The following is a 12,184-nucleotide window of genomic DNA, read 5'->3' as shown; positions in this document are numbered from 1 at the left end:
GGCGGCGAGGGGCGAATAGGAGACATCATGGTAAATCAGCCACCGACATCGACCTCGGGAGGCGCCTGCCGCACGAGCCTGGACTGGCTGGCGTCGGAATAGACGACGACCTGATAACTGATCGTCGCGCACAGGCCCACGACAACAAAGACCATCAACAGGATGAGTGGGTCTGGACCGCGACGACGGGGTTTACTGGAAATCAACATGCCTGTCTCTGGCTTTTGTGAGTCTTAAACAACATTCTATAACTATTTGGAAACACTACAAGCCATCGGATCAATCCAAGTGGATCGGAATCAAGACTGGATCGAGAGCAAGGATCGCGGCTCGGGATGGCGCGCGCGGGTATATCATTCGAGCATCCGAAGCCTTTCCGCCACGGAGACGCCTAATGAACGACTACAGCATCGAGATTTCGGCCCTGAGCCAGTATCAACCCGATCAATCCGCCCCCGAGGCGCAGCGCTATGTCTTCGCCTACACCATCACCATCGAGAACCGGGGGAACAAGCCCGCCCGCCTGCTCGATCGACACTGGATCATCACGGACGCCGATGGTCAGGTCCAGGAAGTCCATGGTCAGGGCGTCGTGGGCGAACAGCCACACCTGCGACCCGGCGAGTCCTTCCGGTACACGAGTGGCGCGGTCCTCGCGACACCCTTGGGCAGCATGCATGGCACCTATGGGATGATGGGCGACGATGGAACCCGATTCGCCGCCAGGATCCCGGTCTTTTCACTGACCTCGACCCGGATCCACTGAGCCAGGAAAGAGCCGCCAGCGACCAGCCTCCAGCCTTTGCATGGCTGAGGTGTTCACTTCTTGCGGGCTTCACCCAATGGGTGAGCCTCGGCCGGTCTCGGTCAATGGCTAAGTGGCCGATTCCCAATAGCTGGAGGCTGGACGCTGGCGGCTCTTTCCGGGCCGATCCCTGGCGCCGCAGGCGTCCAGCGGCCGCCATATTCAACCGCCGAGATCCAGACCCGCCCATGTCCACTTACGCCGTCGGAGATATCCAGGGCTGTTATGCCGAATTGAGGCGGCTGCTCGAACGGATCGCTTTCGATCCCGCGACGGATCGTCTCTGGTTCGTGGGCGACCTGGTGAATCGCGGACCGGAATCGCTGGCGGTCCTGCGCTTCGTGCGCGATTTGGGTGATGCCGCGATCATCGTGCTGGGCAATCATGACCTGCATCTGCTCGCGCTGGCGGCCGGTAATCCCAAGCATGCGAAGAAGAGCACCCTGGAGGCGGTGCTGCGGGCTCCCGATCGCGATGAGCTCCTGCATTGGCTGCGGCATCGCCCGCTGCTGCATCATGACGCCGGCCTTGCCTTGACGCTCATTCACGCCGGCCTGCCGCCCGAGTGGGATCTGACCGAGGCTCGCGCTTGCGCGGCCGAACTCGAGGCCGCCCTCCAGGGCGATGAGCACCCGGCGTTTCTGAGCGAGATGTACGGCAACAAGCCGGGCCGCTGGTCGCCTGATCTGAGCGGCATGGAGCGACTGCGTTTCATCACCAACAGCCTGACCCGACTGCGTTTCTGCGAGCCGGACGGAACCCTGGCCCTGAAGGAAAAGGGCGAGATCGGTAGCCAGGCCCCTGGGCGGCTTCCCTGGTTCCGGATGCCAGGCAGACGCACGCGCCGGGACCGCATCGTCTTCGGACACTGGTCGACCCTGGGTTACTGGCAGGGCGACAACGTCTGGGCGGTCGACAGCGGCTGTCTGTGGGGCGGATCCCTGACCGCGTTGCGACTGGATGAGGATCCCATGCGCCCCGTCCAAGTGGATTGCGCGGGTTATCTGACGCCTGGGCAGGAGTGATTTCGAGGGGCCGCGCATCCGCCGTGCGGCGAGCATGGCTCAAGCGATCCGATGCAGTTCCAGAAAGGTCATGTCGAAGGCATTCAGAGCGTCGGCGGAACGCTCTACACGGCTCGCCTCGCGCCATCCGGCCGGATCCCAGCGCGGAAACCGAACGTCTCCCTCGACAGCCGCGTGCACCAGGGTGAGATACAAGCGGTTGGCCGCTGGCAGCGTCCGCTCATACAACGCGGCGCCTCCCACGACCATCAGCTCCGACTCGCCCGCCATGGCGGCGATGGCCGCCGCTAGGGAGGGAAAGACCTGGGCGCCATCGGCGCGATAGTCAGGATCGCGCGTGAGGATGAGATGGCGTCGCCTCGGAAGTAAACCTGGGAGCGATTCCCAGGTCTTGCGACCCATGAGGATGGGCTTGTCCAGGGTCAAGCGCTTGAAGTGGGCCAGATCCGCCGGTAACCGCCATGGCAGCGCCCTGTCGCGCCCGATCACGCCATTCTCGGCCACCGCCGCCACCAACGACAGGGTCGGAACGGTCACGAGTACCGCATCGGATTCCATGATCGCGTCCAATCCCGGATCAGGCCGAACCGGAGACCACCTTCGGGGAGAGGTCCGGCACCGGCGCGGACCAGAGACGCTCCAGATTATAGAAATCCCGCACCTTCGGGAGCATGACGTGGACCACCACGCCATTGAGATCGACCAAGGCCCATTCGCCCTCCGTGACCCCCTCGGTCCCGAGCGGCGTCTCCCCCGCCTCCTTCGAGCGGAAGGCGACGGTCTCCGCGATGGCCTTGACATGCCGATCCGAGGTACCTGAAGCGACGACCATGAAATCGGTCACGGCGGTCTTGCCGCGCACGTCCATGATCTGGATATCGCGGGCCTTCATGTCGTCCAGGGTGTCGAGCACCAGTTGCCGAAGTTGCTCAAGCTGCATGCGTTCTCCTCTACATCAGGGATTAGGGGCGCCTGGGGCGCCCGTCGATTTGTGAAATGATCTGGCGGACCCTTCTGCGGCGCGGAAGATCCCTCACCGATAAAGGCCCTCGCGCTCGATCATCCCGAGGACCGCCTCCGGCAACAGATAACGGGGACTCAATCCGAGGCGTGCCAGTTCCCGGATCCGGGTCGCGGAGATATCCATCTGGGTCACGGACTGAAACAGGATACGCCCCCCCGGCCGCCGCGCCAGCGAGCCGGGATCATCGCAGGCGTGTTCCAGATAGAGCTGACGCAATTCCGGACTCGCCACCGGATCATGACCAGGGCGGCGCATGACCACGATGTGCGCCAGTTCGAGAATCTCCAGCGGCCGGTACCAGTCCAGGAACCCCGCGAAGGCATCGCCCCCGATCAAGAGACAGAATGGACGGTCGACGCCGAATTCGCTCCTCAGCGAGGTCAGGGTATCGAAGGTGTAGGAGCCGCCGCCGCGATTCAGCTCCCGTCTATCCACCACGAATCCGGGCTGATCCGCGACCGCCGCCTCCAGCATCGCCAACCGTAGGGCGGACGAGGCCATGGGTCGAGGACGATGCACCGCCACATTGAGCGGAATGAAGCGCACATGATCCAACCCCAACCCCTGGAGGCAATCCAGGGCCGGACGCAGGTGTCCGAAGTGGATGGGATCGAAGGTGCCGCCGAGGAGGCCGATCATCGGAACCTGAACGGATAGCCGCAGGCGCGGGTCGATCGATTCGCCGGAGCGATCCTCCGCCCTGGGTCGAACGCGCCGAGACCAGCGATCGGGAGCCAACCGAAGGCTCGGCGTGACACCGAGGGGATAGTCGCTTGGCGCCTCATCGGGGGAACGGGCCTAGGCAAGGTCTCCTTGTCCGTCGCGGAAGGTGAATCAGGGATGCGCCGAACGTTAGCAGAATCCCTTGCGCTTGTCCCCATCCCGGCCCTGGAGCCAGCCGAGGGGGCTCGACGCCGGAGCGTCCCTGTCGCGTCGAGTCCCCTGGACGATGATGGAGCCAACCTCAGTTATGCGACTTGATCAAGAGTTTGAGGATCTTCAGGTTGATGATCCAGAAACGGATGAATTGCCAGGGAATGGATCGACGCATGTAGCGGGTGAAGCCGGTCGGGACCGGGGGATAGTACGCCTGTTGATAGGGCTCTTTATTCTTGACGGCCATCTGTCCGTGCCTCGCTGATTGAGTGATTGAGTGACTGAACCGCGTCAATCCGGAAGGATGGACCAGCCGGGCCGAAGCTTGGCCTGATAGATGAAGACGTGATGCAGGATGTACTTCATCCAGTGTCCGGCCAGACCGATCTCACCGAAGGTCAGATCCATGTCCCGGCCATACTCGGGATAGGTTTCGTAATCGGGCACGACCGGAAAGACCGTCATGGTGGCGGCCGTGCCCTTGAAGATGTCCGACCCGGTGGAGGCGACGCAGGCGGCGCCCATCTCGGCCATCGAGGCGGTGTGCGTCGGCCCTGCGGCGCCCTCGAGCATGTCGCGGATACTCCCGGCCACGGCCTTGCCGATGGTGGCGGAGGGCATCCCGGTGCGCGGCGGCGTCGGGCTGATCTGAGTGCCGCTGGGGCTCTTCATCACCTTGCTGATCGGGTGTGGCGGAGCGAAGGCGATGCCGACGGCGAAGATGTTCTTGTATTTCGGCGTCTGGTAGGTCTTGGGCCAATCATGCTTGTCCCAGTCCTCGAAGGGCTTTGGGTTGTAGTCCGCATCGACCTTCATGAAGCCGTTGGGGGCGAAGAGCTGATCGGAAATGTCCGCGCCAGCCTTGTCGTAAGCCTTGAGACCCACCCCCGCGAACGGCGGGATCAGCATGGAGAAATCGAATTCCAGCTCGTGGGTGCTGCCGTCCAGCAGCTCGTAATGGATCTTGCCGGGTTCGACCTTGCTGACATGGGCGCGCGTGATCCACTCCATGCCACGCTCGACCATCAGGGACTCGGCGAAGACCTTGCCGTTGGTCACATAACCGCCGCGGGTGATATGGACGCCGCCCATGCCGAAATCGCCCAGCTCGAACTCGTTGCTGATCCAGACCAGGCGGGCCTTGTCGCGCACCCCGGCCTCGCGCACGGCGTGATCGACGTTGTAGATATACTCGAAGGCCGCGCCCTGGCAGGTACACATGCCATGCCCAGTGCCGACGACGAAGGTCTTGCGCGCGCCCTTCTTCATCTCCTCGATACATTTCTGCAACTGCTCATTGGCCTCCAGCGCATGGCCGGGGGTGCAGACCGAGGTGGTGTACCCATGTTCCGGGCCGAGTCCAGGCGTCGCGCCGAAATTCAGCTTGGGGCCGGTCGCGTTGACGAGATAATCGTATTCGATGGCCTCGGTCTGGCCCGCGCGCTTGGGATCCGTGTATTCGACGGTCACGAACGGTTTATCGTGATCGGCGCCGCCCTCTGGGTTGATCGACACGGCCATGGCCTGATGGAAGGCCACATTGATCTTCTTGTAGATGGGGGCCAGTTCGAAGGTGACCTGCCGCTCGGTCATCTGGCCGACGCCGACCCAGATGTTCGACGGCACCCAATTCCACTTGGCGTTGGGCGAGATCACGATCACCTGATGTTTCTTGCCGACCCACTTGCCCAGGTATCTGGCCACGGTGTGCCCGGAAATACCGGCTCCAAGAATCACGATACGCGCCATGGAAAACTCCAGGTTTGAGATTTAATCTTCAGCAGCCATCAACGGCGACTCAGTCGAACAACGACTTGAATCGCCCCGGTGGGCCATTCTTAGCAGCACGCGGGAGGATTGTCGAGAACCCGCTTGACCTCGCCGTTCGCGACGGCGGACAGCGGCACGCTCGCCTCAGCCCCTCGTCTCGCCGTGACCGAGAACGATGAACTTCACCGAGGTCAGTCCCTCCAGTCCCACCGGCCCCCGAGCGTGGAATTTGTCGGTGCTGATGCCGATCTCCGCGCCCAATCCATACTCGAAACCATCGGCGAAGCGGGTCGAGGCATTCACCATGACCGAGCTCGAATCCACTTCCCTGAGGAAACGTCCGGCCTTTGTATAGTCCTCGGTGACGATGGCGTCGGTGTGGGCCGAGCCGTGACGCGCGATGTGATCCATGGCCGCGTCCAGGCCATCGACGACCCGGATCGAGAGAATCGGGGCCAGATATTCCGTATCCCAATCCTCGTCGGTCGCCGGCACGGCCGCGGAGAGGATGTCACAGGTGCGCGGACAGCCGCGCAGTTCGACCCCTTTCTCGCCGTAGGCGACGGCCAGCCTGGGCAGGATCGCCTCGGCGACCGGCGCGTCGACCAGCAGGGTCTCCATGGTATTGCAGGTTCCGTAGCGCTGGGTCTTGGCGTTGATCGCGATCGTGAACGCCTTGTCCAGATCGGCCCCCGCGTCGATGTACACATGACAGATGCCATCCAGATGCTTGATGACCGGAACCCGCGCCTCGCGGCTGATCCGCTCGATCAGGCTCTTGCCGCCGCGCGGGATGATGACGTCGATCGCTTCCGGCATGGTGATCATGGCCCCGACCGCGGCGCGGTCCGTCGTGGCCACGACCTGAACCCCGTCCTCGGGCAGACCCGCGCGGGCCAGACCCTCCTGGATGCAGCGCGCGATCGCCTGGTTGGACGCGAAAGACTCCGAGCCGCCGCGCAGCACCGTGGCATTGCCGGATTTGAGACAGAGCGCGGCGGCATCGGCGGTCACGTTCGGACGCGACTCATAGATGATCCCGACCACGCCCAGCGGCACACGCATCCGACCGACCTGGATCCCGGTCGGGCGATAGTTCAGATCCGTGATGGCCCCGACCGGATCGGGCAAGGCGGCGACCTGACGCACGCCCTCGATCATGGCGTCGATGCGCGCGGGCGTGAGTTCGAGCCGATCCAACAGGGCCGCGTCCAACCCCTTGGCCGCGCCGGCCTCCAGATCCAGACGATTGGCCTCCGCGATCATCGCGCGCCCCTGGTCGAGACCGTCCGCGATGGCCAGCAGGGCCGCGTTCTTTTCCCCCGTGCTGGCCCGCGCCATGGCGCGGGAGGCCAGGCGAGTGCGCCGTCCGAGATCCCGCATATAAGCGGCTATGTCGTCAATCCGTGCGTCGGTCATCTAGAGAAACCTGTCGAGTCTAAACGAAACTGGGTGGTGGTTTTGAGGCGTCGTGCGAGTGCGCTCGGCGGAAAGAGCTGGAAGGCGGCCAAGCGGATCCGATCCATCAGTCGGCCTTGTCTTCGAGCAGACGTTTAAGACGCTCGATCTCGGCATTGGCCTGTGCTTCCGCCGCGCGCGCCTGCTCGGCCTCGGCATGCGCCCGGTCGGCCTCGGCGCGGACCTGATCGGCCTCGGTGCGCGCCTGGTCGACCTCGGCGCGCGCCTGCTCGGCCTCTTCGCGCAAGGCGTCCATGTGATCTTGATAGCTATGCTGCACGCGCAGGTAATTCTGCCGCGCCTGATAGGCGTAATAGGCGCGCTGTTTTTCCGAAAAGGCTTTCAGTGTGCTCATGGCTTGGCGCATCTCCTCGGTGTGCATCCAGACAGGCAGGTGCTCGTCGTCGAGCCGCTCGCCCTCGGTGAAGAATTTCAGCCAACGGTCTTGCTCGGTTTCGACCACTTCGGTGGCGAATTTACTCAGCTCCAGCAGCCAGATTCCGCCATGATCGAGCAGCCCGCGACCCTGTTCGTCGCGCAGGCGGAAGCGATGCACGCACTCCGTCACGCCGGACCTCAGGGTTTGGCCCAGCAGCCAGATGGAATAGGTCGGCCTGAGTCGGGCGTAGCGTTCGCCCCTTTGCAATTGCGAACTGTAGAGATCCGCCCAGCCATAGAGAATACGCGCCGGCAGGTCCGGATGGTTCAGTAACTGGATCTCGATCTGGTAGAGCCGCCCCTGGGCGTCGCGCGCCTTGACGTCGACGACGCTGAGCTTATCGTCGATGGACTCACGCTCATTGTTGGGGTCGATGATATCGACACGCACGAGCGGCGCCGGCAGGTCCGCGCCCAGGATGGCGTTGAGAAAATGGATCAGCAGCCGACGGTTGCGCCTGGCGCCGAGCAGGGCCTTGAAGACGCAGTCGATCTTGGGGTCGATGGGGTGGCGCATGGCGTCAGTGTAGCGATCTTATCCCGCCTCGGCACCATGGCCCCGGTTAGTCGCGGACACCGCAGAGACCATCCGCGATGACGGCCAGTTGGTGCCAGGAATCGCCGGGGGCCAGCCCCTTGATGGATCGATCGACCTTGGCGCATCGCTGCAACAGTTCCTGGAGCCGCGCGGTCGAGAGGCGCCGCAGCGCGCGCTCGATGGTCTCCTGACGCATCCGATGGACACGATGCGCGGCGTAGACGGACGCCGGAGAGTTCCGCCGCGCGAGCGCCCCGGCGGCCTCGGCCAGCATCCGCAGCTCGCGCGCGAGGATCCAGAGCACCAGCACGTCGGCGGTTCCTTCTCCGCGCAGAACGGACAGAACCCGTTGCGCCCGAGCCCGGTCGCCCGAGAGCGCCGCGTCGGTCAAGGCGAAGAGATCGAAGCGGGCGCTGTCGGCCAGATTGCCCAGCAGATCGTCCAATTCCAGCGGGCCAGGTGGATGGAGCAGACGCAGTTTCTCGATCTCCTGCGCCGCCGCCAGCAGATTGCCCTCGGCGCGTTCGGCCAACAAGGCGGCCACGCCCTGACCCGCTTGGAATCCGGCCGCCTGGAGCCGCTGCCCGAGCCAGGCTTCCAACTCGCGCTCCTTCAGGGGCCAAACCTGCACGACCCCCCCGATCGAGTCTACGGTCTTGGCCCACTGAGCCTGCGACTCCTTGCGGTCCATGTCGGGCGCGAGGATTAGCAGCAGATTGTCTGGACAGGGACGCTCGCAATAGGCGCGCACGGCCTCGCTGCCCTCCTTGCCGATCTTGCCGTTGCCGATCCGCAGCTCGATCAGCTTGCGGGCGGAGAAGAGCGACATGGCATCGGCCGCCGCCGCCAGCAAACCCCATTGGAAATGGGCATCGACGTCCAGGATCTCGCGCTCGTCGAAACCCTCGCGCCTCGCCTTCTCGCGCACCAGGCGCGCCGCCTCGCCGAACTGATAGGGTTCATCGCCACAGATCAGGTAAACCGGCGCCAGCCCGGATTTCAGATGACCGCCGAGTTGATTGAATCGGACCTGCATCAGCGCGGCGACCCATCGGACCTGTCGGGTTCGACCAACACCGCCCGCAGCCGCATCAGGATGCGGTCGGCCGCGTCGGTCGCGAAATCCTCGTAGATCATTTCCTGTTCGAGCTGCTTGCCGAGAACCTCGACATCCGGATTATCGAAGGTGCGGGTCAGATCCATGGTCTGTTCGGAGACCCGTCGCTGACCATCCGCGCCGATCGCATCGAAACGAACCAGATAATGCAGCTCGTAGGCCAAGGTCTTGCCGTTGGCGTCGACGGCGGCAACACGCGAGGCGCGGTTCTCGGACAGGAGGCGCAGGGTGAGCCTGGCCTCGGCGGGATTGGTCGTCAAAGCCACCCGGCTGCCCGCGAGCAGATCCCGAACGGCCTGTCCGACGGGCGAACCGCCCGCGGCCTGGATATGGATCGGGTGGTATCCGCTCGGGATCTCGACGCCGCCACGCAACCGAAAGCCGCAGCCGCTTTGCATCGACAGGGCCAGCGCGAGCAACGGAATCAGGACGAGACTCCGTCCCCCGGCCCCCGCCCAGCCGATGCCGTGCTGAATCGTGCCGCGCCTCATCATCAGACCACGATGTTGACAAGCTTGTTGGGCACCAGGATCACCTTACGTACCGACTTGTCGCCGATGAATTTGAGTACCTGCTCGTTGGCCAGCGCCGCCGCCTGGACCGCCTCGCGATCGGCGTTGGTGGGCACCTTGACGCTCCCGCGCACCTTGCCGTTGACCTGGACCACGTATTCGAGACTGTCCCGTCTTAGTGCCTCTTCATCGACGCTCGGCCAGGTCGCGCTCAGGATGTCCGCGCCAAAACCCAGTTCGCGCCACAGATGATGGGTGACATGCGGCGCGATAGGGGCGAGCAGACGCAGCACCAGGCCCACGCCCTCGCGCACCAGGCTCGCGCGGGCGGCCGATGGCTCCAGTCGATAGAGCGCATTGACGATGCTCATGCCACCGGAGACCACGGTGTTGAACTGCTGGCGCTCGTAGTCATAGAGCGCCTTCTTGAGCGCGGTATGAATCTCGCGCCGCGCGTCCTGGGCGGCCTCGTCCAGGACACCCGGCTCCGGGGCGGCCTGAATCGCCTCGGCCTCGCCAACCGCCAAGGCCCACAGCCGCTTGATAAAGCGAAAGGCGCCCTCGACACCCTCGTCGTTCCATTCCAGCGACTGATCCGGCGGCGAGGTGAACATGGTGTAGAGCCGCACCGTATCCGCGCCGTAACGCTCGGTGAGCGCCTGCGGGTCCACACCGTTGTTCTTCGACTTGGACATCTTCTCGATGCCGCCGAAGCTGACGGGCTGGCCGTCACTCGCAAGCCTGGCACCGATCACCTTGCCCTTGTCGTCGCGCTCGACCTCAACATCCGCCGGGTTGAACCACTGCTTGCGACCCTCGGCATCCTCGCGGTACCAGGTCTCGGCGATGACCATGCCCTGGGTCAGCAGATTCTTGAAGGGTTCATCGCAATCGACCAGACCCTCGTCGCGCATCAGCTTATGGAAGAAGCGCGCATAGAGCAGGTGCAGCACCGCATGCTCAATGCCGCCGACATACTGGTCGACCGGCAGCCAGTATTTGGCGCGCGCGTCGAGCATGGCGGTATCGCAGTCGGCCGAGCAATAGCGGGCGTAGTACCAGCTCGACTCGAAGAAGGTATCGAAGGTGTCGGTCTCGCGCGTTTCGCCGCCGCCGAGATCCGAGAAGGCCGGCATCTGCTTGAGCGGCGAGCCGGAGCCGTCGACGATCACGTCCTCGGGCAGACGCACCGGCAGCTCGGTCTCCGGCCGCACCCCGCCATCGGCCGTGCGGACGACCGGAATGGGACAACCCCAATAACGCTGGCGTGAGACGCCCCAGTCGCGCAGCCGGAAGTTGACGGTCTTGGAGCCCTTGCCATGCTCGGCCAGCCAAGAGGCGATGGCGTCGAAGGCATCGGCAGAGGTCAGGCCATCGAAGGGGCCGGAATTCAAGAGCACGCCCTTCTCGACATAGGCCGCAGCCTCGATCCCGCAGGCGCTGCCGTCCGCCGAGCGAATCACCGCCTGCTTCGGGATGCCGTAGCGCTCGGCGAACTCCCAATCGCGCTGATCGTGCGCGGGCACCGCCATGACCGCGCCCGTGCCATAGCCCATGAGCACGAAGTTGGCGGCGAAGACCGGCACGGGCTCGCCGGTGACCGGATGGATGGCGTCGATCCCAAGCGGATGGCCCTTCTTCTCCATGGTCTCGATCTCGGCCTCGGAGGTTCCGCCCTTGCGGCAGTCCTCGATGAAGGCCGCCAGCGCGGCGTTGCCCTCGGCGGCGCGGCGCGCGAGCGGATGCTCGGCGGCGACGGCGACATAGGTCACGCCCATAAGGGTATCGGGGCGCGTGGTGTAGATGCCGAGCACCTCGTCCGAGCCGGCAATGCCGAAGTCCATCGAGACGCCTTCCGAGCGGCCGATCCAGTTGCGCTGCATGATGCGCACCCGCTCCGGCCAACCGTCGAGGCCGTCGAGCGCGTCCAGCAGTTCCTGGGCGTAGTCGGTGATGCGCACCAGCCATTGCTCGATCTCGCGCTTCTCGACCGGCGCGCCCGAGCGCCAGCCCTTGCCGTCGATGACCTGCTCGTTCGCCAGCACGGTCTGATCGACGGGGTCCCAGTTGACCGTGGTCTTGGCGCGGTAGGCCAACCCCTTCTCGACCAGCCGGGTGAAGAGCCACTGCTCCCAGCGGTAGTAGTCGGCGTCGCAGGTCGCCAGCTCGCGGTCCCAGTCGTAGCCGAAGCCGAGTTGCTTCAACTGACCCTTCATGTAGGCGATGTTCGACTTGGTCCATTGCGACGGCGGGATGCCGTGCTGGATGGCCGCGTTCTCCGCCGGCAGACCGAAGGCGTCCCAGCCCATGGGCTGGAGCACGTTCTTGCCCAGCATCCGCTGATAGCGCGCGATCACGTCCCCAATGGTGTAGTTTCTGACATGCCCCATGTGCAGCCGACCCGAGGGGTAGGGAAACATGGACAGGCAGTAGAACTTCTCGCGGGCGGGATCCTCGACGGCCTTGAAGGATTGGTGCTCTTCCCAATAGTGCTGGGCCGCGGCCTCGATGGCGCGCGGATCGTAGTCGGTCTGCATGGATTTCGGTCGCGTGGCTGGGGATGGGTGGATGTCGATCGCGCAAGGATACCGCAGAGGCTTTTGCTATCCTAACCTCTGAAC

At 64.3% G+C, this 12,184-nt stretch carries 13 protein-coding genes; 2 read left to right on the top strand and 11 right to left on the bottom strand.

The annotated features are described in order from the left end of the window. Positions 1-35 precede the first annotated feature (35 nt). Entirely contained in the window at positions 36-209 is a 174-nt protein-coding gene (locus tag CKO27_RS10475) for a hypothetical protein (RefSeq protein WP_200374839.1), read from the bottom strand. Between the two features lie 185 nt (positions 210-394). Here CKO27_RS10475 and apaG point away from each other — a divergent pair, with 185 nt between their 5' ends. Together apaG and CKO27_RS10465 are read left to right on the top strand one after the other, a co-directional pair. Further along, positions 395-766, top strand: coding sequence for a Co2+/Mg2+ efflux protein ApaG (gene apaG, locus CKO27_RS10470; RefSeq protein WP_200374838.1), 372 nt, complete (start codon positions 395-397; stop codon positions 764-766). 227 nt (positions 767-993) lie between these two features. Further along, on the top strand, positions 994-1,830 hold the full coding sequence (locus CKO27_RS10465; RefSeq protein WP_200374837.1) for a symmetrical bis(5'-nucleosyl)-tetraphosphatase: 837 nt from the start codon (positions 994-996) through the stop codon (positions 1,828-1,830). Between the two features lie 39 nt (positions 1,831-1,869). Here the strand turns inward: CKO27_RS10465 and CKO27_RS10460 are convergent, their stop codons facing one another. From CKO27_RS10460 to leuS, 10 genes are all read right to left on the bottom strand, one after another. Next, a complete protein-coding gene (locus tag CKO27_RS10460; protein ID WP_200374836.1) occupies positions 1,870-2,388 on the bottom strand; it encodes a dihydrofolate reductase in 519 nt (172 codons plus the stop codon). A gap of 19 nt (positions 2,389-2,407) precedes the next feature. Further along, complete coding sequence (gene rsfS, locus CKO27_RS10455; RefSeq protein WP_200374835.1) at positions 2,408-2,770, bottom strand: ribosome silencing factor; 363 nt, start codon at positions 2,768-2,770, stop codon at positions 2,408-2,410. Between the two features lie 93 nt (positions 2,771-2,863). After that, the gene (nadD, locus tag CKO27_RS10450) at positions 2,864-3,493 is read right to left on the bottom strand and encodes a nicotinate-nucleotide adenylyltransferase (RefSeq protein WP_200374834.1); all 630 of its coding nucleotides are present in this window, start codon (positions 3,491-3,493) and stop codon (positions 2,864-2,866) included. Positions 3,494-3,818: 325 nt separating this feature from the next. Then, a complete protein-coding gene (locus CKO27_RS10445; protein ID WP_200374833.1) occupies positions 3,819-3,977 on the bottom strand; it encodes a hypothetical protein in 159 nt (52 codons plus the stop codon). A 44-nt stretch (positions 3,978-4,021) separates the two neighbouring features. After that, positions 4,022-5,479, bottom strand: coding sequence for an NAD(P)/FAD-dependent oxidoreductase (locus CKO27_RS10440; protein WP_200374832.1), 1,458 nt, complete (start codon positions 5,477-5,479; stop codon positions 4,022-4,024). Positions 5,480-5,644: 165 nt separating this feature from the next. Next, a complete protein-coding gene (locus tag CKO27_RS10435) occupies positions 5,645-6,919 on the bottom strand; it encodes a glutamate-5-semialdehyde dehydrogenase (protein WP_200374831.1) in 1,275 nt (424 codons plus the stop codon). A 106-nt stretch (positions 6,920-7,025) separates the two neighbouring features. After that, positions 7,026-7,913, bottom strand: coding sequence for an Rpn family recombination-promoting nuclease/putative transposase (locus CKO27_RS10430; protein WP_200374830.1), 888 nt, complete (start codon positions 7,911-7,913; stop codon positions 7,026-7,028). 46 nt (positions 7,914-7,959) lie between these two features. Then, complete coding sequence (gene holA, locus CKO27_RS10425; RefSeq protein ID WP_200374829.1) at positions 7,960-8,970, bottom strand: DNA polymerase III subunit delta; 1,011 nt, start codon at positions 8,968-8,970, stop codon at positions 7,960-7,962. Further along, entirely contained in the window at positions 8,970-9,545 is a 576-nt protein-coding gene (locus tag CKO27_RS10420; protein ID WP_242470844.1) for an LPS-assembly lipoprotein LptE, read from the bottom strand. The genes holA and CKO27_RS10420 overlap by 1 nt, the downstream gene beginning before the upstream one ends. Continuing rightward, positions 9,545-12,100 (bottom strand): leucine--tRNA ligase, encoded by a 2,556-nt coding sequence (gene leuS, locus CKO27_RS10415; protein WP_200374827.1) that lies wholly within the window; start codon positions 12,098-12,100, stop codon positions 9,545-9,547. Before leuS ends, CKO27_RS10420 begins: the two co-directional genes overlap by 1 nt. Positions 12,101-12,184 lie beyond the last annotated feature (84 nt).

This window comes from Thiocystis violacea (assembly GCF_016583575.1).
GTDB classification, from domain to species: domain Bacteria; phylum Pseudomonadota; class Gammaproteobacteria; order Chromatiales; family Chromatiaceae; genus Thiocystis; species Thiocystis violacea.
Note: the sequence above shows the minus strand (reverse complement) of the source record. Positions and strands in the feature narration are given on the sequence as shown.